Genomic DNA, 22,312 nt, shown 5'->3' with positions numbered 1-22,312 from the left:
CCATGGCGAACGGACCCAACCCCGCGGCAGTGGTCACGGCGATCGTCGCCAAGGACGTACGCCAGCGGCTGCGCGACGGCAGCTTCCTCGTCTTCGGGCTCCTGCTCCCGCTCGGCGTGGCCTTCTTCTTCAACATGCTGCTCGGCGGAGACGCACAGCAGCGGACCGGATCGACCTACGCGGTCGTCAACGGCGACGACGGCACGCTCGGCGAGAACCTCGTCGACGGGATGCTGCGCCCCCTCGACGAGGACGGTGTGCTGGACCTGGTCGTCGTGGACTCCGAGGACGGGGCCCGCGAGGCCGTCGAGGACGGGGACGCCGACGCCGCCTTCCTCATCCCCGAGGACTTCTCGCGGTCCCTGGACTCGGGCGAGGAAGCGGTGCTCACCGTCGTCGGCGACGCCGAGTCGCCCGTCGCGGCCTACATCGCCCAGGAGATCGGCCGCGCCTACGCCACGGAGCACCACCGCATCACCCTCACCGTCGCCAGCGCCTTCGACACCGAGCCCGACCCGGAGGCGGCGGCGCTCCTGCTCGAAGAGGCCGAGTCCGCACGGGCCCCGCTCACCGTGGCCGAGAACGACGGGCTGGACACACGGCAGCTGGACACCGCCACCTACTACTCGGCGTCGATGGCCTACTTCTTCGTCCTGTTCGCGGCGATGTTCAACGTGACCAGCATCTTCGAGGAGCGCGCCAACGGAACCCTGGCCCGAATGCTGGCCAGCCCCATCCCCCGGTGGACGATCCTGACCGCCAAACTCTCCAGCGGGCTGCTCATCGGCCTGGTGAACATGGCGGTCCTGGCCCTGGCCACGACCCTGCTCTTCGGAGCCGAGTGGGGCCACCCGCTGGGTGTGGCGGCCCTCGTCCTCACGGGCGTGCTCGCCATCGTCGGTCTCACCGCCGCCGTGGCCGGCTTCGCGAGCGGATCGGAGCAGGCCGCCAACTGGCTCTCGGTCCTGGCGATGCTGCTCGGCGCCTTCGGCGGCGCGCTCTTCCCGATCTCGCAACTCAACGAACTCGCGGTGGTCAGCTACCTGACCCCGCACCGGTGGTTCCTGGAGGGCCTGACCGACCTCTCGGCGGGAGGGCTCTCCGCGGTCCTGGTGCCGTGCGCGGTCCTCCTCGGTCTGGGACTGGTGGGAACCGCCGTCGCGCTGCTCCGCATGGGACGGATGGTGAAGTCATGAGGCCGGTGGTCATCAGCGCACTGCACGTGCGCCGGGTCTTCCGAGACAGGACGAACATCTTCTTCGTCATCCTGCTGCCCTTCCTGATGGTCTTCATGATGGGGCTGATGTACGGGGAGAGCAGGCCCGTGCTGGGACTCGTCGCCCCGCAGGGGAGTGAGTTCGGCGACCGGCTGGTCGAGGCCCTGGAAGAGGAGGAACGCATCGACGTCCTGCGTGTGGAGGACGACCGGATGCGCGATCTCGTCGAGAGCGGGGACGCCCACGCCGGACTCGTCGTCCCCGACGACTACGACGCCCGGGTGAGTGAGGGCGGCCGGGTGGAGCTGGAGTTCGTCACCCGGAGCGGGGACGCCTCCGCCGTCGACATGGGGATCTGGGTGCGGTCGGTGGTGGCGCAGGAGTCGTCCCTGCTGAGTACCGCCCAGGTCACGGGCACCGTCCGCGACGAGGACTTCGGCGAACGCCTGGAGAGGGCTGAGGAGACCGAGGTGGCCGGGGTCCGGGTGGATTCCGTCACCACCGGCGAGTCCGCCTTCCCGGAGGGGATCTCCTCCCACAGCCTGGCGGCTCCTCCTCTGCTGCTCCTCTACACCTTCATCACGGCGCTCACGACGTGCCTCGGGATCGTCCAGAGCCGCCGCTCGGGTGTCCTGCGGCGCATGTACGCGACTCCCACGTCCGCGGGGGCCATCGTCTTCGGGGAGGCCTTGGGCCGGTTCCTGATCGCCCTCGTCCAGGCCCTGCTCATCCTGGTCGGGTCGGCCCTGCTGTTCGGCGTCGACTGGGGGGACCCGCTCGCCACCACCCTGGTGACGACCGTGTTCTGCATGGTCAGCGCCGGTGCCGCACTGCTGCTCGGAAGCCTGGCGAGGACCGAGGGCGGGGCCCTGGCGGCGGCCGTGGGCATCAGCCTGGGCGCGGGTGCGCTCGGGGGCACCATGGTCCCGTTGGAGTCCTTCGAGGGCACCATGGCCGAGCTCGCGTACGCGACCCCGCACGCCTGGGGGTACGACGCCTTCAGCACCCTGGTGCGGGACCAGGGGTCGGTGGGCGACGTGGCGACGAACCTGGTGGTGCTCCTGGGGTTCGCCGTCGCCCTCATGGGGCTCGGTGTGTGGCGGTTCCGCTCCGCCGTCACCGGATAGGCCCGAGGGGCGGGTTGCCGTGGCCGGGGGCCACGGCAACCCTGATCTACACGGGCGGTGCGCCGATCACGGGTACCGGTTCGTCACCGCCGCTCGGAAGCGGCGTCAGCTGCAGCTGACGAGGCTGGCACCGCTGTTGAGGAACTCGCCCTCGTCGGCACGGTGGCCGTCCTCCAGGGACTGCAGATCGAGAACATCGTTGACAGTCATTCTCATCACCTTTCGAGAGAAGATCATCGCGGGCGGAAACGCAGGGGATTCCCCTGGCCGGACCGCGACCCGCCCCGGCATTCATGCCGGGGCGGGGCAACGATAACAGCACGTTTGAAAAGCGAGCCGTGAAAGCCGCCGCCGGAGAATCCCGAAAGTTCATCGACAGCCGTTGAGCTCGGTGGAGCTGCGGAGGAGAACTCCGTCATGAACGGCGGTCCCGACCCCGAGTTCCCGCAGTTCGAGAACGCCGCACGCGGTCATTCCCATCACTTTTAGAAATAAGCTCATCACGGACGGAAACGTAGGTTATTCCATCCGCGACCGCGCTGCTATTCGAGTGGCGGGCGAAGGGCGGGCCTCCCCGGGGAACGGGCCGGTCGGACCGGTGCCCGGCGGGTTCAGTCCGCGGCCCAGGGGACGAAACCGCGGCGGCGGGCGGTGTGGGCGGCCAGCGGTGCGGGCACGGGCCTCAGCAGGACGGAGGCGAACCCCATCGAGTCGCGGTAGCCCTGGAGCCAGCTGTCCCGGTAGTCGGCCATGAAACGCAGGACGCCGGCCCTGGTCGCCGGGTCGTTCTCCGACATCCCCCAGTCCGCGAGCGCACGGACGCAGGCCCAGCCGAAGTCGTCCCACTCCCGCCGCGTGCTCTCGTAGGCGTACACCGGCGCCCACCCGCCGTCGATGACGGCGTCGAAGAGTCCGTCGAGGTCGCTGTGCGTGTCGGAGTCGATGTCCAGGGCGGCGAGCGCTCCCGGGCTCGGGGGCCGCGTCCAGAAGGCCTCTCCCAGCAGCAGGTGTCCGCCGGGCGCCACCAGGGGACGCAGGTGGTCGAGGGTGGCGCGCAGGCCTCCCAGCGCGGCGGACAGACCCATGCACATCACCAGGTCGTAGGTCTCCCCTCCGGTGTCGAAGGTGTTGGCGTCGGCCACGTGGGTGTCCAGCCGGTCCGCCAGGCCCCGCTTCCGGGCCTGTTCCCCGGCCTTCTCGACGTGCGCGGCCGAGATGTCCACGCCCACACCGGTGGTGCCGGGGTGCAGTTCGAGGGCGCGCAGCAGCAGGGCCCCGAGCCCGCAACCGATGTCGATCACCCGCGCACCGGGGGGCAGGGCGACCTGGCCCAGGAGGCGATCGACGGACTCCGGCGCCAGCGGGTCGATCACGGGGTGCTCGGCGTCGAGCAGGTTCCAGACCGTCTCGTTGTCGATGGTGCGGTAGATCGACATGTCGGTCTCCCTCCAGGAGGTTCCTCGGCGTCGTTTCCGACGAGGTCCGCGCGTTTCCTGCCCACGGTTCCCGCGCTCTACGACTATGGGTCCCCGAACCCCATCACACACCCATGAACTGGGCAAACTACCGGGAAAGCCGAGAAGGCGCCGATCGGTGATGAAACCGTGGAAGAACAGGCGAATAGGCTGCACGGACCCGTTCTCGGCTGTCCCGCCGGCGGGACGGGTGAGCGCCGTTCCCCTTCCCGCGCGTATTCACCACCCGTATCCGCGGATTCAGCCGTCGGCACACGCCCGGAACGGCACGGCCGCGGACCGACAAGGATTCGAGGTAGGAAATCGTGTCAGAAGTCCTCATGGAAACACGCAGGGTCAGGCTCGACCAGACCGAGAGCCTCGGCCCCGACGGCGTCGTCCGCGTCCTGGCCGAGAAGGGCGTCGGGGAGTTCCCCGGTCTGAGCGACCTGGTCCATCCCCTGCCCGGCGACCCCGCGGACGCCGCGGAGCAGTTCTTCGCCGTCTCCCCCGCCACCGGGCGCGTCCTGGGGTTCTGCTCCCTCTCCCGCCTGGACGAGGAGCGGCGGCGTATCCAGGTCGACGTGATCGTGGACGAGAAGGCCAACCCGGCCGGTCTGGCCCTGGAGACCACCGTGCTCACCGTGGACCGCGCGTTCAAGGCGTGGCCCGTGGACGAGGTGCGCTTCTGGTCGGTCGGCGCACGGGCCGAGGGCCTGCGCAACAACCCGACCATGGTGACCGAGGAGAAGCCCCCGGCGTCCGACGTGGCACGCCCTCCCGGCCTGGAGGACGCGTCGCATTTCGTGATCCAGCGCGACCGTTGGGAGCGTTTCGGCGCCAAGTTCGTCCGACGGCTCTCCATGAAGCCGAAGGACGCCTGACCTTCCCACCCCACTTGAACTCGAGAGAAGAGGTGCGGCGACCATGGCCGCGACAGACCGGAGTGAGATCCTGACCCAGATCAGGACGCAGGCAGCAACCGTCCTGATGTTCACGTCGAACGAACCCCAGCTCGACCTCCCCGAGCCGCAGGCGATGAGCGACCTGGACTCGTTCTCGATCGTCCAGCTGCTCCTGGCGCTGGAGGACGTCTACAACGTGTCCCTCCTGGAGGACATGGCGGAGTTCTCCGGGGAGAGCTTCGAGGAGCTGACCGAGTTCATCGCCAACAACATCCTGGAGCAGCGGGGAGCCACCGAGAAGGCGTGACCGGCCGCGTGGCCGGACGGGGCACCCCTGGAGGTGCGGGTCACGGTGCTCCCCGCACCTCCTCCACCAGCTGTTCGAGCACGGGGACGAGCCCGGCCGGACTCGTCATCGCCCGTGCCCGGTCGCGCACCCGGCGCGCACCCTCGGCGAACCCGGGCTCGTCGAGCAGGCGGCCGGTCCGGCGGGCGATCTCCCCTGCGGTCATCCGGTCTCCCGCCAGCGTCAGGCCCGCGCCGGTCTCCGTGACCCGCTCCGCGAGCAGGGACTCGTCGAACAGGTACTGCGCCATCGAGAACCCGGGCAGGACGAGCTGCGGCACACCGTGGAACACGGCGGTGCAGAACGTGCCGGCCCCTCCGTGGTGGACGACCGCGGAACAGTGCGGGAGGAGCGCGTGCAGGGGGACGTACTCGACCACCCGCACGTTGGGGGGCAGCGTTCCGAGCCCGTCCCTCTGGCCGGGGGACAGCGTGGCGACGACCTCGGCGTCCAGCGCGGCGACCGACTCCAGCAGTTCCGGGAGGGGAAGCCTCCGGCGGTCGTCGAACCTCTCGGGCGCCGCCGAACCCAGGGTCAGGCACACGCGCCCGCGCTCGGCGGGAGCGCGGAGCCAGTCGGGTACGACGGCGGTCCCGTTGTAGGGCACGTACCGGACGGGGATGTGCCCGACCCCCTCTTCAGGAGGCAGGCGCACCCCCTCGGGGTAGGGGTCCAGGGTCGCCTGACCGGAGACCAGTTCCTCGGCGAAGTCGGTCCCCGCCCGCCGGGCGAGCCGCTCCATCCACTCGGCGAGCGGGTCCTCCCGCCGCTCCCCGGGGTTCTCGGCCCTGCGCTCCAGGAAGCGGCGGCGCACCCGCGCGAACACGTCCATCCCCCACAGGACCCGCGCGTGGGCCGCCCCCGAGGCGCGCGCCGCCACGGGAGCACAGAAGGTCGTCGGCTCCCACAGCACCAGGTCCGGCCGCCACCACCGGCAGAAGTCGGTCAGGTCGTCGGCCATGGAGGCGTTGACGGGGTTCCACCAGAACCGGACGAACTCGCGGTACCCCTCCAACAGGTAGTCCCAACCCAGGGCCTCCGGATCGCTGCGCGTCATGTCGAAGCCCTCGGTCTCGGCGAAGCCGGTGCTCTTCGAGGTGCTCAGCATCTGGTTGAAGAGGTGGTCCCGTCCCACCGCGACGGCGGGCAGGCCGGCGCGGGTGATGGTGGGGGCCAGCGAGGGCTGGCTGGCCACCCTGACCTCGTGCCCGGCCGCCCTCAGAGCCCAGGCCAGCGGGACCATGCCCAACACGTGGGTTTTCTCCGCCTGGCTGGCGACGAGGACGCGCACGGCGCGGTCTCCTTCATGGACGGGCGGGACGGGGGAGGCCCCGGGTCACCGCAGGGTGTGCAGGCAGAGGAGCAGGGTCCGGGCCTCGATGTTGAGGTAGAGGCTGTGCCGGACCAGGTCCATGAGCTGGGCGACGGTGACCCAGAGGAAGTCCGGCGGGACCTCCGGGGACGTCGTCGGGTCCGCCTCGACGATCCGGTACCGGGTCTGCGCGTGGTGGAAACGCCCTCCCTCCTCCGAGAGCAGGGCGTCGTAGCGCAGGCGGTGCCCGGGCGGTGCGGCCACCGCGTCGGCGAAGGGGTCCTCCAGGCCGAGCCCGCGTGCCGAGGCCGAGTACTGCACCGTCGGAGCGATCTCCACCAGGTCGCGGGTCCCGGGTTCGGCCCTCGTCCGGACGAGGACGTGGAGCACGCCTCCGATCTCGCGGACCAGGAAGGCCGCGAACCCCGGGCGGCTGGGCGCGAGGAGGGGCTGCACCCAGGAGCCGACCTCGCGGATACGCGCCTCCACCGAGACCATGAGGATGCGGAAGCCCGCGTCCTCCCCGGCGGCGATCTCCGTGCCGGTCCTGTGCCACCCCTTCGCCTCGGAGAGCGGTAGGAGCACTGAACTCCGGTCGGCGACCGCCTTGGCCTCGGTGAACCAGCTGACGACCTCGGTCAGGGGGTGCAGCGACTCCCCGCCGTAGGAGCGTGCCAGCGCCCGGGAGAAGGGGTCCTCCTCCGCCGCGTCCCCGGCGGCGCGGTCCACGGCCAGGCAGGACAGCACCGTCCGAGCGTCCATGTTGACGAGGTTGTCCTTGCGCAGCATGGCCTGGATCTGCCGGAGCGTGAACCACCGGTAGTCCTCGTGCTCGGGGACGTCCTCGTCCACTTCCACGACGATGTTCCGGTTGCGCTTGCGCCAGAACCACTCCCCCTGCTCCGACTGGAGGACGTCCACCAGGACCCGGCCGCGGCGCCGTGCGCGGAAGTACTCGACGTAGGGGGTGGCGCGACCGCCGTGCACCCCCGTGTAGTTGCTGCGCGTGGCCTGGACCGTCGGCGAGATCTGGCGGAGGTTGACGTTCCCCGGCTCGAACTTGGCCTGCATCAGGAAGTGGGGCACCCCGTCGAACCTCTTCACGAGGATGCCGAGGATGCCGATCTCCGGCTGGTCGATGACCGGCTGGTAGACGGTCCGGTCGCCGGAGGTGACTCTCAGCCCCCTGACCGTGAAGAAGCCGCCGCTCTGGTGCGCGAGGTCCCCGGTCTCCTCGGAGAAGCGCCACTGGCTCGTCTCCCCGAAGCCCACGGGACGGACGGAGAGCAGCTCCTCGCGGGGCCTGCTCTCCCACCACCGGTCCAGGTCGCTGTCCGAGACCAGCGGACGCTCCCGGTCCCGTGCGGGAAGCGTGAACCGGGCTCCGTTCGCGGTGCTGTTCACAGGGTGGACAGGGTGGCGGTCAGGGCCTCGATGATCCGTTCCTGCTCCTTGGGGGGAAGGGACGGGTACATCGGCAGCGAGAAGATCTCGTGGGCCAGTTCCTCGGTCACCGGCAGGCTGCCGGGCTCGTACCCCAGGTGGGAGAAGCCGGACATCGTGTGCACAGGCCAGGGGTAGCTGACGTTGAGGGTGATGTCGTGGGCCTTCATCGCCTCGATGATCCGGTCCCGTTCGGGGTGGCGGACCACGTAGAGGTAGTAGGCGTGCTCGTTTCCGGGCGCGGTCGCGGGCAGGACCAGGTCCGTGTCGGCGAGCGCCTCGTCGTAGACCCGGGCGACCCGGCGGCGGTCCGCGATGTACTCGTCCAGGCGGCCGAGCTTGCGGCGCAGGATCTCCGCGTGCACCTCGTCGAGCCGGCTGTTCTGGCCGTTGGGGGTGACGACGTAGTACCGCTCGCGGTCCATGCCGTAGTACCGGAGCCGCTTGAGCTCGGCGTCGACGCCGGCGTCGGAGGTGATCGTGGCGCCCGCGTGGCCGTAGGCCCCGAGGATCTTCGTGGGGTAGAAGGAGAAGGCCGCCGCGTGGCCCATCGATCCGGCCACGCGCCCGTGCTGCGTGGCACCGTGCGCCTGGGCGCAGTCCTCCAGGACGAACAGGCCGTGCTCGGCGGCGATCTCCTTGAGCGGGTCCATGTCCACGCACTGGCCGTAGAGGTGGACCGGCACGATGCAGCGAGTGCGCTCGGTGATCGCGTCGGCGACCTGGTCGACGCGCATCAGGTAGGTCTGCGGGTCGATGTCCACGAAGACGGGCGTGGCGCCGGCCAGGGTGATCGCCAGGACGGTCGGAGCCGCGGTGTTCGACACGGTGATGACCTCGTCGCCCTCGCCGACGCCGAGGGCGCGCAGCCCGAGGACGATGGCGTTGGTGCCGTTGTCGACACCGGCGCAGTGGGACACCCCGTGGTAGCCGGCGAACTCCTCCTCGAAGGCGACGAGGGAGGGACCCCAGATCAGGTTGCCGGACCGGAACACGGTGTCGACGGCGTCGAGGATGTCCTCCCGCTCCTTCTCGTACTCCTCCAGGTATCCCCAGACATGCGTCGTCATACGATCCTCCGTTTTCCAAGGCCCGCGTCGGTGAAAGGTGCGGGGGGCAGGGCTCATGAACAGGAAAGGCTCAACCGTGGCGGCTGTCCGGGTTCTCGGGAGAAGACCTGGGAGGACAGCCACCGGGGTCCCTTTGTGGGGAAGGGACCGGACGATCCCTCTGTGGGGGAGGGATCAGGACATCCCCCTGTGGGGGAGGGATGAATGCTTACCGCAGAAGTGAAAGGGTTGCGGAACCCTGGTCAACCTACTTCGATCGTCTTCTTGGCGGCCACGTCCAGCGTCGAGGAGGCCCATTCGAGCAGGCTCATGCCCGAGTTCTCCGCTGCCGCCTGCCACTTCTTCTTGCGTTCGATATCGATGGCCACCTGGACGTACGCGGTTTCCTGGAGGGCGCTCTCGGAACGGTTGTGGAGCTTGATGCGCCGCCGCAGTTCGTTCCTGGACCAGCGTCCGGACTCGGCCTGTGCCAGCCAGTACTCCTGCTCGTTCTCGGGGAGCCCGCACACCTCGGCGTGGTGTTGGAAGCTCAGGTTCTCCCGACGGCGGCCGGCGATGAACTTCCTCGCGACCCAGGCGTAATTGCGGAGCGTCTGGTAGTCCAGCGATGTTCGCTCGATAGCGTACTTGTACCGCTGGGGGTAGTTCTTCTGTCCATAGATGAGCCAGTCACCGAGCCACCATCCCGACGCGTCCGAGATGACGAAGATGTGATGCCCCCAGGACTCCCAGTCGCCTATCGCCATGCCGTCCGGTAGATCGAGGCTGACCCTCCGTGTGGCCCTCCCCGCAGGCGCCTTCCGGCTGAAATTCTTCCCCACGGGTTGATTTTCCGAAGTGTCCAGAGATCCTGCCTTCATCGTAGACCTACTGCCCGAACCCTTTCCTGGCGACATCCAATCTCCTCATATGAACTCCAAGAACAGGAGACTTGTTGAGTTTTGGCCACTGGGTGAAAACAGCGCTAGGAAAAACCAGTTAAAGCTCCAACCAACATCCGGGGAAGGCAATGAAGCCGACTGGTCGTATATCCGGATAACAGGCGGCCAGTGCGGGTGTCATCCTAGGAGAGACACTCCCCGTCAGACAACCCTCCGCCTTTTACTAACTTTAGGTGACGCCATATTCACGCCAGCGTGTAAGCGCAGGTCAGAGTGGTGTGTCGATGAGAATCCGCAGGTAGAAGGGCCTGTATCGAGCCCGACCGTGTGTGTTGGCCGCAGAAAGCCCGAAACATGGAAGTCGGCGCTGAGCCGGGTCCATGGTGGTCATGGCTCCGGCGGCGTCCTAATAGGGAAGTAGCGTTCCAATAGGAACCCCGGCCCAGAATTTTTGCCCACCACATCTGAACAAACGGAGAGAGGACCGAGGATTACCGATGCGTATCGTATTCGCAACATTCTCAGAAAAAACTCACTTCATCGGCATGACCCCACTCGCTTGGGCGCTGCGCGCGGCCGGGCACGAGGTCTGCGTCGCCAGCCAACCCGAACTCGCCCCCACCGTCGCGGCCACCGGGCTGCCATTCGTGAGCGTCGGTTCCGACCATTTGCTTCCTCAGGTCATCGCATGGGTCCGGCGTATGGCGGAGGACACCCGGCCCGACTTCGACATGATGCGCGTGACCGAGCCGGAGCGGCCTTCCCTCGAGGTACTGGGCTCCGGATACCGTGACGTCCTGATCCCTCTGTGGTGGAAGGTCGTCAGTGATCCGATGCTGGAGGACCTGGTGTCCTTCTGCCGCTCGTGGCGACCCGACCTGGTGATCTGGGAGCCCATCACGTTCTCCGCGGCGATCGCGGCCGAGGCCTGCGGTGCCGCGCACGCGCGGTTCCTGTGGAGCCTGGACCTGTTCGCGGCCATGCGCGAGCAGTACCTCCAGCGTGCGGCCGAGCGCCCCGAGGCCACCCCCGACGACCCCATGCGCGCCTGGCTGGAGGACCGGGCCGCCCGCCACGGGGTCGAGTTCTCCGAGACCCTGATCCGCGGCCAGTTCACCCTGGACCATCTCCCGGCCTCGCTCGGCGTCCCCGCCGAGACCGGGACCCCGAGACTCCCCCTGCGGTACGTGCCCTACAACGGACGTGCCGTCGTCCCCGACTGGCTGCGCACCCCGCCCGAACGCCCCCGCGTCGCACTGAGCCTGGGCACCACGGCCACCCAGAGGCTGGGCGGCTACACCGTCGACGTCACGGCCCTCCTGGAAGGGCTGTCCGACCTGGACGTGGAAGTGGTCGCCACACTGCCCGTACACGAGCAGGCCAAGCTGGGCACCGTCCCGGGCAACGTCCGCCTGGTCGACTACGTGCCCCTGCACGCCCTCGCACCCACCTGCGACGCCATGATCACCCACGGCGGCTCGGGAACCGTCATGTCCGGGCTCGTGTACGGGGTGCCGCAGGTGACCGTTGCCCACCACATGTACGACGAGCCCCTGGTGGCCTCGCTCCTCGCCGCCCAGGGGGCCGGCGTGGCCGTGGACCCCGCCGGGCCCGTGCCGGAGGACGTCAGAGCGGGTACGGCCCTGCTCCTGGAGGAGGGCCGCTACGCGGAGTCGGCCCGGCGCCTGCGCGAGGAGATCGCCGCCATGCCCTCACCCGCCGACGTGGCCGGACGGTTGGCCGCGTGCGCGGGTGAGGGCGCGGACGCCGGGCCTCAGGTCGTCCTGACGTCCGGCACGTAGCGGAGCCAGCGCCCCCCGGCGTCCCGGAAACCCGTCTCCTTGGCCATGATCTCCTCGGCGTGGTTCCAGGCCAGGAGGAGCGCGTAGTCGGGGTAGGAGTCGGTGAACGCCCCGTGGTCGCGCACCATCACGTGGGAGCCCGGCGTGAGGCGCCCCTGCTTGGCCGGGGTGGTGTCGCAGATGAACTCGAGGAGGTCGGGGCCGATCCCGCAGAAGTTGAGCACGGTAGCGCTCTTGGCCGTGGCTCCGTAGCCCACGACGCGCCTGCCCTGGTCGCGGAGGGACCGCAGCTCCTCCACCAACCGCTCGCGGTTCTCCCCGACCCGCCGGGTGAAGGACGACAGCACCTCCGGTGAGGTCAGTGCGCGCTTGTCCTCCTCCGCCAGCAGGGCCCCCACCGCCGGGGCGGGCGTACGACTGCCCTCCCTGGCCAGGGTGTAGCGGAGCTCGCCCCCGTGGGTGGGCAGCCGCTCGACGTCGACGAGCTCCAGGCCGAACCGCCGGGCCATGTTCCGTACCGAGGTGGCGGTGAACAGGAAGAAGTGCTCGTCGTAGAACTGGTCGAAGGACGCCTTCTCGGAGACGTCGCCGAAGTAGGGGTCCTCGAAGACGAACACCCCGCCGGGCGCCAGCAGAGCCGTGATCCCCTCCAGTACGGAGTCGACGTAGGGGATGTGGCAGAAGGTGTTGGCCGCGTACACGACGTCCGCGGGGCCGTCCTCCTCCCGGATGCGCAGTGCCGTCGCCTTCTCGAAGAACGCGTTGCGCACACGCACGCCCTTGTCCCTGGCGACCTCGGAGACGCCCGTGGAGGGCTCCATTCCGAGGTGGCGCACGCCGGCGCGGGCCACGGTCTCCAGCATGACGCCGTCGTTGCACCCGAGTTCGACGACGAAGGGGTCGTCCCCGGCCGCGTGCTCGGCCAGCAGCTTCTGCGCCGTCGACCGGAAGTGGTCGCGCATGACGCTGGATCCGGAGGAGTAGTACGGGTAGCCCTCGTGGAACATGCGTTCCCGGGGTACCTCCTCCATCATCTGCACCATCTCGCAGTCCGCGCAGGCGCCGACCGCGAGCCGGTAGAAGAACTCCTCACTCGTGTCGGCGGGGTCTCGGAAGGCGTCGGACAGCGGTTGGCGTCCGAAGTCCATGAACTCGGTGACCGTTCCTGCACAGACACGGCACGTCGCGGTGGGGACCAACCCAAACTCCTGGATGTCGATGTCGGGGGACGGGCCGCCGGGTCGGCGGCCCGGGGAGGGCGGGTGGAACCGCCGGTGGCCGCCTCATCCGGCGTTCGGCTCCGGCTGTTCGAGCCACCAGGGGTTCTCGCGCGCCCACCTGATGGTCCGTTCGAGCCCTTCGCGCAGGGAGGTGCTGCTCTTCCACCCGAGCTGGGCGAAGACCTTCCCGGTGTCCGGAACCCGTCGGTCGAGGTCCTGGTAGGAGGCGCCGAACTCGTCCTGGGTGTCGATCGACGTGGACCCGACCCCGCCGCCCACGAGCTCCACGATCAGGTCGACGACGTCCCGGATGGCGACCTCGTCCGAACTCCCGACGTTGAAGCACTCACCGTCGGCCTCGGAGCGCGTGCCGACCTCGATCGTCGCGTCGATGGCGTCGTCGATGTAGGTGAAGCACCGGGTCTGCCTTCCCTGGTCGTAGACGACGGGTGCCTCGCCCCGCAGAGCACGTACCACGCTCCGGCTGACCAGGAAGGACACGCGCTGGCGCGGCCCGTAGACGTTGAAGTAGCGGATGATGGAGGCGTTGAGGCCGCGCTGGCGCATGTAGCCGAACGTCAGGTGCTCCGCCAGCGCCTTGCTGGAGGAGTAGCTCCAGCGGTCCGCCTCGGTCGTGCCCAGGATGCGGTCGGCGTCCTCTTTCCACGGGACGGCCGGGTTCTTGCCGAACAGCTCGCTGGTGCTGGCCAGGACCACTTTGGCGCCGGTTCGTTCCGCCAGGTCGAGGACGTTGCGCGTCCCGGTGAAGTTCACGTCGATGACGTCCAGGGGCGACGCCAGGTAGCGGTCCACCCCCACGACCGCGGCCAGGTGGTAGACCACGTCCACCCCCGGCCGAATGGCCGCGGCCAGCTGGTCGGGGGAGCAGACGCTGCCCCGGACCTCCTCGACGCCCTCCCAGGAGGAGGCGATCTGCGGGTGCGGCTCCTGGGAGTCGAAGACGACGACCTCGTCGCCCCTGCGCAGGAGGCGGTCCACGAGATGGCTCCCGATGAAGCCGTTGCCTCCGGTAACTACGACACGTGCCATGACGTCTATCGTCCGATCCCTCGGTAGGTGAACCCGAGCCCCGTCAGGGACTCGACGGTCTGACTGTCGAAATGGGCCCGGCCGTCCAGGAACAGGCAGTCCGGTGCCGTGAGGGTGCGCAGCGCGGCCAGGTCCAGGTCGGCGAACTCGTCGTGCCACGCCAGGACGGCGAGGCAGTCGGCCCCGGCCACCGCCTTCTCCGCGGTGGGGGACGGATCCAGGCCGAAGGTCCCGGAGATCTCCTCCGGGGGCACCAGGGGGTCGTACACCGCCACGTCCGCCCCGGCGTCGCGCAGGGCCGCCACCACCGGCAGGGTCGGTGTCGACCGCAGGTCCCCCGTGTTGTTCTTGAAGGACAGCCCCAGGACGGCCACCCGGGCGCGCTGCACCGGGGTCCCCAGTTCACCGACCCCGTCGGCGATCAGCCCGGCGACATAGGCGGGCATGGCGTCGTTGGCCTCCCGGGCCGCGACGACCGTGTTCAGGTGCACGCCCCTGTCCCGCGCCGAACGCCAGAGCATCCACGGGTCCTTCGTCAGGCAGGAGCCGCCGACCCCGACCCCCGGGGACAGCACGTTGATGCTCCCGCCGCCCTTCGGCACCCGGTTGGTCGCCGCGATGACCTCCATGGCGTCCACGCCGATCGACGAGCAGTACCGGGCGAGCTCGTTGGCCAGGGCGATGTTGTGGTCGATCCACCAGTTGTTGAGGAGCTTGACCGTCTCCGCGGCCTCGATGGAGGAGCAGGCGACGGTCCGCACCCGTAGCCGGGACCGCCAGAACCTCTCCGCCGCGGCGCCGCTGTGCGCGTCCCAGCCGCCGACGACCACGGGAAGCTCCCGGATCTCCGCCAGGGCGCTGCCCTGCGACAGCCGTTCGGGGCAGTACGCCACTCCGAAGTCCCGGCCGCACACCAGTCCCCCGCCCTCCAGGAGCGGTACGACCAGGTCGCGCGTCGTGCCGGGTGGGACCGTGCTCTTGAAGATGACCAGCTGACCGGGGCGCAGACAGCGGCCGATCTCGGCGGCCGCGCTCCGGACCTGGGACTCGGCCAGGACCCCGTCCTCCCCGATCGGGGTGCCGACCGCGACGACGACCACGTCGGTGTCGGAGATCGCGGCGAAGTCGGTCGTCACGCGCAGGCGGCCCGCGCCGTGCGCCCGGGCCAGGGCCTCGGGGAGCCCCGGCTCCCTGAGGTGGCAGCGACCCGCCCGGATTTCCTCGACCAGGCGGGTGTTCACGTCGACGCCGACCACGTCCACGCCGTCGCCCGCCAGGCTGGCGGCGACGCACGACCCCACGTATCCCAGGCCGACGACCGAGACGGTGATCTCCTCCCGGTCCAACAGGAAACGCATATGAGCTCCATTCGACTCGCCACCCGGCGTTGCTGGGAAAAGCCCGGGGAATTCTGGCAGGAAAGGCTCATTCATCGAGCCGGGCATCTGCCCGTTCGGCTGACCGACTTCTCCCCGGCCCCTCCGAAACCACTTCCTACAGCAACGGGGGACGGGGCGACACCAGGTAAAGCCTCACCGGGCGGGGACTGGACGGACACCCTACTCACCAACGACGCAGGCCGCCTCCGCGAGCGGAGCATTTCAGCGGCGCGAAAAACCCGCTCTGGGAAGTAATGGCCGCCGCTTGTATCATCTCGGCGGTCGTGTTCACCGGACGGCGCCAGACCCGGCCGCGTCCGGTCGGTCGAAGACACGGGGACGGAGGCGGCGGTCGTGCGGGTGTTGATCGCGACGCAGGCGGAGCGGACCCACTTCCTGGGTCTGGTGCCGGTGGCGTGGGCGCTGCGCGCGGCCGGGCACGAGGTTCTGGTGGCCAGTCAGCCCGCCCTGGGAGGGGTCGTCGCCGACGCGGGGCTGCCCTTCGCCCCGGTCGGCAGGGACCACGCCCTGCGCAGGGTGATGCGGCGCTACCACGCGATGGGCGGTGACGACGAGTTCGACATGGCGGAGGACCGTGAGGAGGTTCTGACCTGGGAGTACCTGCTGGGGGGCTACCGCCTCACGGTGCCGTGGTGGTGGCGGATGGTGAACGACCCGATGTTCGACGACCTGGTCGCCCTGGGCCGGTCCTGGCGCCCCGACCTGGTCGTCTGGGAACCCTCCACCTACGCCGCGCCCGTCGCCGCCCAGGCCTGCGGGGCCGCCCACGTGCGGTACCTGTGGGGTGCGGACGTCTTCGCGCGGACCCGGTGGCGTTTCCTCCGGCGGTGGGCGGAGCAGCCCGAGAGCGACCGTGAGGACCCCCTGGCCGATTGGCTGGCCGGCAGGGCCGCCCGCCACGGGGTCGAGTTCTCCGAGACCCTCGTCCAGGGCCAGGCCACCATCGAACAGGTGCCCGCCTGCCTGCGCGTTCCCTCACCCCCCGGTGTGGACTACCTCCCCATGAGGTACGTGCCCTACAACGGGCGCGCCGTCGTCCCCGACTGGCTGCGCACCCCGCCGCAGCGCCCCCGCGTCGGGCTGAGTCTGGGCACCAGCACCACGGACTGGTACGGGGGGCACGAGATCTCCCTGGACGAGGTCCTCGGCGGCCTGTCCGAGCTGGACGTGGAGGTGGTCGCGACGCTGCCCGCGCACGAGCAGGCCAAGCTCGGCACCGTTCCCGGCAACGTCCGCCTGGTCGACTACGTGCCCCTGCACGCCCTCGCCCCCACCTGCGACGCCATGGTCACCCACGGCGGCCCCGGGACCGTGCTCACCGGCCTTGCCCACGGGGTGCCCCAGCTCCTGGTCCCGCACGCGCGGATGTTCGACACCGTTCTGCTGTCGGGGCTGGTGGAGGCGCAGGGGGCGGGCACCGTCCTGCCCCCGGAGCAGGTGGACCCCGACACGGTCGGCGCCGCCGTCCGCACCCTGGTCAACGAGCCCGGACCCGCACACGCGGCACGCGGACTCGGCCGCGAGATCGCGGACCTGCCCACACCCGCACAGCTGGCCGACACACTCACCGCACTCGCCCGCCGCTGACCCCACCAGAAACACAGGCCACAGCCGCGTGCTGTCCCGCCAGCGGGACCACCCGCCCCCGTCAGAACAGGCGTCTCACGCCGTTCGGGAGAACCCCTGTTCGAGGAGGCCGGGCAGTGCGGCCACGACGCTCGCCGGGGACGGCATGGCGGCCATCTCCGCGCGCAGGCGGCCCGCAGCTTCAGTGAAACCGCCGTCCGCCAGGATCCGGCGGGCCGTCTCCCGGAAGCGCTCCCCGCACGCCTCCTCCGGCGTCACCACCAGACCGGCCCCGGCCTCCTCCACCCGGCGGGCCAGGAGGGGCGCGTCCAGCCGGGGCCCCGGGGCGAGCAGCTGGGGAACTCCGTGGACCAGGCCGGAGCTGAGAGTCCCGGGGCCGACGTGGGTCACCATGAGTTCGCAGGTGGGAGCCAGGATGTCCAGCGGTGCGTAGCCCACCAGCCGGACGTTGTCGGCAAGGCCGCGGATCCGCGCCGCCTCCTCGTCGGGCAGCGTGGCGACCACCTCCACGTCCAGCTCGGACAGGCCCTTGAGCAGGTCGGTCAGGGAGTAGGTGTGCCCACCGAACCAGTCGGTGGTGCTGGTCCCCACACTGACCCCGATACGGGGGCGTTCGGGCGGGGTGCGCAGCCAGTCGGGGATGACGGCGCGCCCGTTGTAGGGCACGTACCGCAGGGGGAGTCTCGGGGTCCCGGTCTCGGCGGGGACGCCGAGCGAGGCCGGGAGGTAGTCCAGGGTGAACTGGCCGCGGATCAGGGTCTCGGAGAACTCGACCCCGTGGCGTGCGGCCCGGTCCTCCAGCCAGGCGCGCATGGGGTCGTCGGGGGTGGCCTCGGGGCGCTCGGCCGCGCGTTGGAGGTACTGCTCGCGCATGGCCGCGAACAGGTCCAGGCTCCACAGGAACCGCGCGTGCGCGGCGCCGCAGGCCTCGGCCGCGATCGCCGCGGAGAAGGTGGTCGACTCCCAGATCACCAGGTCGGGTCGCCACGAGCGGCAGAAGGACACCAGGTCCTCCAGCATCGGTTCGTTGACGGGCTTCCACCACCACGCCGTCGTGTCGCGCATCCCCCAGCGCAGCTCGTCCCACGGCAGGGCCCCGGGCCAGGAGTCGCCCACGTCGAAGAATCCCCGGGCGTCACCCTCGCCCCAGCCGGCCACCAGATCGAAACCGCTGCGGAGCCGGTGGTCGCGGCCCACCGGAACCGAGGCCAGGCCCGCTTCGGAGGCGAACCCCGAGAGCGCGGGCTGGGTGGCGACGCGGACCTCGTGCCCGGCCGCGCGCAGCGCCCACGCCAGGGCCACCATGCCGATGAAATGGGTCTTCTCCGTGTACGAGGCGAGTACGACGCGCAAGGTTTCCTCCCCCAAGGGATAGGTCCGGTTCCCGGTCACCGGGATACGGTGCCCCTCCGTGCAGCAGGGGCGAGGCGACCGTCGCGGCTCCGGGTCCCGCCGGGACGAAGCATAGCGACGGGAAAGCCCTCCGAAACGTGACAGCCTTCCTCGGGGCCGCCTTTTCCCAGCCCTCCGTTCCACCCCCAGCGAGAGAAACAAGGAAACAGGGGAGAGAATGCAATACACACGTCTCGGCCGGACGGCACTGGAAGTCAGCCGACTGTGCTTGGGGACGCTCAACTTCGGCGTGAACACTCCGAGGGCGGAGAGTTTCGCGATGATGGACGCGGCCCTCTCCCACGGTGTCAACTTCTTCGACACGGCCAACCACTACGGGTGGCAGGTGCACCGGGGAATGACCGAGGAGCTTATCGGAGAATGGTTCGACAAGGGTGGCGGCAGGCGCGAGCGGACCGTCCTCGCGACCAAGGTCTTCAACCCGATGAGCGATTGGCCCAATGACCGGGGCCTCTCGGCGCGCCACATCATCTCCTCGTGCGAGGAGTCGCTGCGGAGACTGCGCACGGACTGGATCGACGTGTTCCAGATGCACCACGTGGACCGCACCGCTCCCTGGGAGGAGGTCTGGCAGGCGATGGAGGTGCTGGTCCACCAGGGCAAGATCCGCTACGTCGGTTCGTCCAACTTCGCCGGCTGGCACCTGGCCCAGGCCCAGGAGGCGGCGGCCCGGCGCAACTTCCTCGGTCTGGTGTCCGAACAGTGCGCCTACAACCTCGTCACCCGCCACGTGGAGCTGGAGGTGCTGCCCGCGGCGGAGGCCTACGGGATCGGGGTCATCACCTGGTCACCCCTGCACGGCGGTCTGCTCGGCGGTTCGATCCGCAAGCTCCGGGAGGGCACGGCGGTCAAGACCGCGAAGAGCCGCGCGATGCAGGTCCTGGAGGAACAGGGGGAGACGATCAGTGCCTACGAGGACCTGTGCGCCTCCCTGGACGAGGACCCGGCGGAGGTTTCCGTCGCGTGGGTCCTGTCCCGGCCCGGAGTGGACTCCACGATCGTCGGGCCGCGCACCCTGGGGCAGTTCGAAGGAGTCCTGCGCGCGCTGGACCTGCGTATCGGCGCGGAGGCCTCCGAGCGGATCGACGCCCTGTTCCCGCCGGTGGGCAAGGGCGGACCCGCCCCGGAGGCCTGGTCCTGGTGAGTGCGGGAGCCGGGGAGGAGGGTCCGCCCCGGTCACTCCCGAGCGGTCCCGCCCCCGCACAGCATCGCCGCCATGCTCCGGACGTCGGTGAACGCCCGCGGGTCCAGCCGCTCCACCGGGATGTCCAGCCGCATGCCCGTGTGCACGTGGTTCATCAGGACGGCGGTGTTCATCGAGGTGAGCACCCCCCATTCGACGAGCGGCGAGTCCACGGTGAGCTCGCCGTGGGGGTCACCCTCCAGGAACGTGTCCCGGATGAAGAGCAGGAGGTGTTCCCGCACCTCCTGCTCGGTGGCGTCGGCCGTCACGTGGTCTCCTCTCTGTCCCGGCCGGGGCCCGCCTGTACGGCGAGCGCCAGCCTGTCGGTCTTCCCGTTGGGCGTCAGGGGGAGTTCCCCGACGAAGCGGACGTGGTCGGGGATCATGTACGAGGGCAGGTGGCGCGCCGCGTGCCGTTTGATCCCCAGGACCCCGACCCGCGCCCCGCTCCCGAGGACGACGAACGCGGTCATGGCCGCCGCGAGGCCCTCACCGGCCACGACGACCGCGGCCGCCTCGACGTCGGGGCTGGACTCCAGCGCCGCCTCCACCGCACCCGGTTCCACCCGGTACCCGCGGACCTTCGCCATGCTGTCCTTGCGGCCCACGTAGTCGAAGGCGCCGTCCTCGCGCGTGCGGACCAGGTCCCCGGTGGCGTAGGCGCCCTCCACGGGTGCCTGTCCCCAGTACCCGACCATCACCGTGGGCCCTTCCACCACCAGCTCACCTATCTGTCCCGCCACCGCCGGTGAGCCGTCGGGGGCCAGCGCCCGGACGCGGTTGCCCGCGGTGGCCCGTCCGATGGGGACCGGCTGGTCCCGTTCCAGGTCGGCGGGTCCGACCTCGTGGAAGGTGCACGCGTTGGTCTCCGTCGGTCCGTAGAGGTTGAGCAGCCGTGCCGGGCTCCACGCCGCGAGGCGGCGGACGTACTCGACGGCCAGCACCTCACCCGCGAAGAGGACGGCCCTCAGCGACGGGGGAGGGGGACGGTCCGCGAGGCCGCCGTCCCTGAGCATGAGCACCAGCGCGGAGGGCACGGAGTACCAGACGCTCACGCGCTCGCTGTGGACGAAGTCCACGAGCCGGTCGGGGGCGAAGGCGTAGCCCTCGGGCACGAGGGTGACCGAGGCCCCCGCACGGAAAGCCGCGTACAGGTCCAGGAGGGACAGGTCGAAGGTGAAGGCGGCGTGGTTGGCGAACCGGTCCTCGGGGCCGGCGTCCAGTTCCCGGCACGCCCACTCCGCGAACGCGAGAACAGCCGCGTGGCTGATCGTGACTCCCTTGGGTCGGCCGGTCGAACCCGAGGTGTAGAGGATGTAGGCCGCGTCCTCCGGGGGAACCGAGACCCGCGGCGTCGTGCCGGACCCGCTGACCGGCGCGTCGAGGTCGAGGTAGCGCGTGTCCGGGTCCAGGAGACCGCGTATCCGCTCCAGGTCTCGCGCGGTGGCGCACACCACGCGCGGACGGCAGTCCCGCGCGATCCGGACGACGTGGTCGAGCGGCATCGCACTGCCCGCCGGGACGTGCACGGCCCCCGTCCTGAGCACCGCCTGGGAGGCCACCACCGCCCCGATCCCCTTGGGTGCCCAGACCAGGACGCGCTCACCGGCTCCCGCCCCGAGAGAGGACAGCACCGCCCCGAGCGCGTCGGCCGCGGCGTCCAGCTCCCCGTAGGTCAGCTCCTCGCCGGCGAAGCGCACGGCGGTCCGGTCCGGCGCCTCGGCGGCGGACCGGCGGACCAGGTCCTGGAGGTTCACAGTCCCTCCCCACGGGCGATGATCTCGCGCTGGATCTCGCTGGTGCCCGAGGCGAGCGTCCCGGCGAGGGCGTCTCGCAGCCGTTCCTCCGCACCCGTCTCGACCAGGTACCCGGAGGCCCCGTGGAGCTGTACCGCGTCGAGGCCGTTGGCCACGGCCGCCTCGGTGACGGAGACCTTGGACAGGGCCGCCGCGGCCGCCGCCTCGGGACGTCCCTCGTCGAGCAGCCAGCACGCGCGGTAGAGGAGGAGCCGCGCCCCCTCCAGCCTCCGCCGCATGTCCGCGACGCGGTGCGAGACGGCCTGGAACTCGCTGATGCGCCTGCCGAACTGGCGGCGGCCCCGCACGTGTGCCACGACCTGGTCCAACTGGTCCTCCATGGCTCCCAGGTAGATGGCCGGGAGGCAGGCCCGCTCCCATCCCATGGAGAACTGGAAGACGGCTCCTCCCTGACCCTCGGCGCCCAGGCGGAGCGCGGCCGGGACCCTGCACCCGGCGAAGGTGACGCGCGCCGCCCCGCAGGCGTGCAGGCCCGCCTTGCGCAGGGGCGGTCCGACGGTGATCCCGGGCGTCCCCCGGGGGACGGCGAACGCGCTCGTTCCGAGGAAGCCCGCGGACGGATCGGTGACGGCGTAGGCGACGAACACGTCGGCCTCCGCCGCGTTGCTGACGAAGGCCTTGGTGCCGTCGAGCACGTAGTCCTGCCCGTCGCGCTCGGCGGTGGCCGCCATGGCGTTGACGTCCGACCCGGCCTCGTCCTCGGTCGCCGCGTTGCCCGCCAACAGCGCCCCCGAGGCCATGCCCCGCAGCAGGTCCCCGACCGCCTCGCCCCGGCCGAAGTCGCGCATCGGGACACCGCAGGCGAGCAGGTGGGCGGCGGCCGCGAAGGGCGGCCCGCCGTGGGAGCAGGCGGAGCCCGCGGCCTCCAGGAGGAGGGCGGTGTCGAGGGCTCCCAGGCCGCCGCCGCCGACGGAGGCGGGGAGGCAGGCGCCGGTGAGGCCGGCCTCGGCCAGGACGCCCCACTCGTCCCGGGTCAGCGGTGAGTCGGGGTCGCGCGGAGGTGTGCCGCGCAGACGGTCGCGGACGAGGGTCCGGACCCGTTCGGCGCGTCCGTGCTGTTCGGTGCTCAGGTCGAAGTCCATGGTG

At 70.4% G+C, this 22,312-nt stretch carries 20 protein-coding genes; 7 read left to right on the top strand and 13 right to left on the bottom strand.

The genetic code is table 11. The annotated features are described in order from the left end of the window. Nucleotides 1-2: 2 nt before the first annotated feature. Entirely contained in the window at nt 3-1,196 is a 1,194-nt protein-coding gene (locus tag D458_RS0117050; RefSeq protein WP_017587966.1) for an ABC transporter permease, read from the top strand. Then, nucleotides 1,193-2,344, top strand: coding sequence for an ABC transporter permease (locus D458_RS0117045; protein ID WP_026119397.1), 1,152 nt, complete (start codon nt 1,193-1,195; stop codon nt 2,342-2,344). The genes D458_RS0117050 and D458_RS0117045 overlap by 4 nt, the downstream gene beginning before the upstream one ends. Before the next feature lie 105 nt (nt 2,345-2,449). Here the strand turns inward: D458_RS0117045 and D458_RS36095 are convergent, their stop codons facing one another. Further along, a complete protein-coding gene (locus D458_RS36095) occupies nt 2,450-2,554 on the bottom strand; it encodes a SapB/AmfS family lantipeptide (RefSeq protein WP_152521151.1) in 105 nt (34 codons plus the stop codon). Nucleotides 2,555-2,955: 401 nt separating this feature from the next. Then, on the bottom strand, nt 2,956-3,780 hold the full coding sequence (locus D458_RS33640) for an SAM-dependent methyltransferase (RefSeq protein ID WP_017587963.1): 825 nt from the start codon (nt 3,778-3,780) through the stop codon (nt 2,956-2,958). A 359-nt stretch (nt 3,781-4,139) separates the two neighbouring features. Here D458_RS33640 and D458_RS0117030 point away from each other — a divergent pair, with 359 nt between their 5' ends. Both D458_RS0117030 and D458_RS0117025 read left to right on the top strand, forming a co-directional pair. Beyond that, nucleotides 4,140-4,682 (top strand): GNAT family N-acetyltransferase, encoded by a 543-nt coding sequence (locus tag D458_RS0117030; protein WP_017587962.1) that lies wholly within the window; start codon nt 4,140-4,142, stop codon nt 4,680-4,682. Between the two features lie 43 nt (nt 4,683-4,725). Continuing rightward, entirely contained in the window at nt 4,726-5,010 is a 285-nt protein-coding gene (locus tag D458_RS0117025; RefSeq protein ID WP_017587961.1) for a hypothetical protein, read from the top strand. 40 nt (nt 5,011-5,050) lie between these two features. Here D458_RS0117025 and D458_RS0117020 read toward each other — a convergent pair whose 3' ends face one another. The 4 genes from D458_RS0117020 to D458_RS33635 all read right to left on the bottom strand — a co-directional run bounded on the left by D458_RS0117020 (nt 5,051) and on the right by D458_RS33635 (nt 9,695). Next, the gene (locus tag D458_RS0117020; RefSeq protein WP_017587960.1) at nt 5,051-6,340 is read right to left on the bottom strand and encodes an activator-dependent family glycosyltransferase; all 1,290 of its coding nucleotides are present in this window, start codon (nt 6,338-6,340) and stop codon (nt 5,051-5,053) included. A gap of 45 nt (nt 6,341-6,385) precedes the next feature. Further along, a complete protein-coding gene (locus tag D458_RS0117015; protein ID WP_017587959.1) occupies nt 6,386-7,765 on the bottom strand; it encodes an NDP-hexose 2,3-dehydratase family protein in 1,380 nt (459 codons plus the stop codon). Then, a complete protein-coding gene (locus D458_RS0117010) occupies nt 7,762-8,874 on the bottom strand; it encodes a DegT/DnrJ/EryC1/StrS family aminotransferase (protein ID WP_017587958.1) in 1,113 nt (370 codons plus the stop codon). Before D458_RS0117010 ends, D458_RS0117015 begins: the two co-directional genes overlap by 4 nt. A gap of 242 nt (nt 8,875-9,116) precedes the next feature. After that, entirely contained in the window at nt 9,117-9,695 is a 579-nt protein-coding gene (locus tag D458_RS33635; protein WP_239647975.1) for an LmbU family transcriptional regulator, read from the bottom strand. A gap of 557 nt (nt 9,696-10,252) precedes the next feature. On the opposite strand from D458_RS33635, the gene D458_RS0117000 reads away from it, so the two are divergent. Further along, nucleotides 10,253-11,557, top strand: coding sequence for an activator-dependent family glycosyltransferase (locus D458_RS0117000; RefSeq protein ID WP_040702488.1), 1,305 nt, complete (start codon nt 10,253-10,255; stop codon nt 11,555-11,557). Here the strand turns inward: D458_RS0117000 and D458_RS0116995 are convergent. The 3 genes from D458_RS0116995 to D458_RS0116985 all read right to left on the bottom strand — a co-directional run bounded on the left by D458_RS0116995 (nt 11,530) and on the right by D458_RS0116985 (nt 15,185). After that, nucleotides 11,530-12,705 carry a class I SAM-dependent methyltransferase gene (locus D458_RS0116995; RefSeq protein ID WP_017587955.1) on the bottom strand — a complete coding sequence of 392 codons (1,176 nt, stop codon included), beginning with the start codon at nt 12,703-12,705 and terminating at the stop codon, nt 11,530-11,532. The genes D458_RS0117000 and D458_RS0116995 overlap by 28 nt on opposite strands. A 135-nt stretch (nt 12,706-12,840) precedes the next feature. Then, nucleotides 12,841-13,827, bottom strand: coding sequence for an NAD-dependent epimerase/dehydratase family protein (locus D458_RS0116990; RefSeq protein ID WP_026119394.1), 987 nt, complete (start codon nt 13,825-13,827; stop codon nt 12,841-12,843). 5 nt (nt 13,828-13,832) lie between these two features. Beyond that, a complete protein-coding gene (locus tag D458_RS0116985) occupies nt 13,833-15,185 on the bottom strand; it encodes a nucleotide sugar dehydrogenase (protein WP_017587953.1) in 1,353 nt (450 codons plus the stop codon). A gap of 375 nt (nt 15,186-15,560) precedes the next feature. On the opposite strand from D458_RS0116985, the gene D458_RS0116980 reads away from it, so the two are divergent. Then, a complete protein-coding gene (locus D458_RS0116980) occupies nt 15,561-16,814 on the top strand; it encodes an activator-dependent family glycosyltransferase (RefSeq protein WP_017587952.1) in 1,254 nt (417 codons plus the stop codon). Between the two features lie 75 nt (nt 16,815-16,889). On the opposite strand, the gene D458_RS0116975 is transcribed toward D458_RS0116980, so the two are convergent. Continuing rightward, entirely contained in the window at nt 16,890-18,167 is a 1,278-nt protein-coding gene (locus D458_RS0116975) for an activator-dependent family glycosyltransferase (RefSeq protein ID WP_026119393.1), read from the bottom strand. Between the two features lie 217 nt (nt 18,168-18,384). Between D458_RS0116975 and D458_RS0116970 the strand changes: the two genes are divergently transcribed. Next, a complete protein-coding gene (locus tag D458_RS0116970) occupies nt 18,385-19,371 on the top strand; it encodes an aldo/keto reductase (protein ID WP_026119392.1) in 987 nt (328 codons plus the stop codon). Nucleotides 19,372-19,403: 32 nt separating this feature from the next. On the opposite strand, the gene D458_RS0116965 is transcribed toward D458_RS0116970, so the two are convergent. The 3 genes from D458_RS0116965 to D458_RS0116955 are packed head-to-tail and all read right to left on the bottom strand — an operon-like array spanning nt 19,404 to nt 22,308. Further along, nucleotides 19,404-19,679: a hypothetical protein gene (locus tag D458_RS0116965; protein WP_017587949.1), complete on the bottom strand. Its 276-nt coding sequence runs from the start codon at nt 19,677-19,679 to the stop codon at nt 19,404-19,406. Continuing rightward, nucleotides 19,676-21,166, bottom strand: a complete 1,491-nt coding sequence (locus tag D458_RS0116960; RefSeq protein WP_017587948.1) for an AMP-binding protein — start codon at nt 21,164-21,166, stop codon at nt 19,676-19,678. The genes D458_RS0116965 and D458_RS0116960 overlap by 4 nt, the downstream gene beginning before the upstream one ends. Then, the gene (locus tag D458_RS0116955) at nt 21,163-22,308 is read right to left on the bottom strand and encodes an acyl-CoA dehydrogenase family protein (RefSeq protein ID WP_017587947.1); all 1,146 of its coding nucleotides are present in this window, start codon (nt 22,306-22,308) and stop codon (nt 21,163-21,165) included. Before D458_RS0116955 ends, D458_RS0116960 begins: the two co-directional genes overlap by 4 nt. Between the last annotated feature and the right edge of the window lie 4 nt (nt 22,309-22,312).

Source organism: Nocardiopsis ganjiahuensis DSM 45031 (genome assembly GCF_000341085.1).
In the GTDB taxonomy this organism is placed as follows: Bacteria; Actinomycetota; Actinomycetes; order Streptosporangiales; family Streptosporangiaceae; genus Nocardiopsis; species Nocardiopsis ganjiahuensis.
This window is presented reverse-complemented; position numbering and strand designations above follow the sequence as displayed.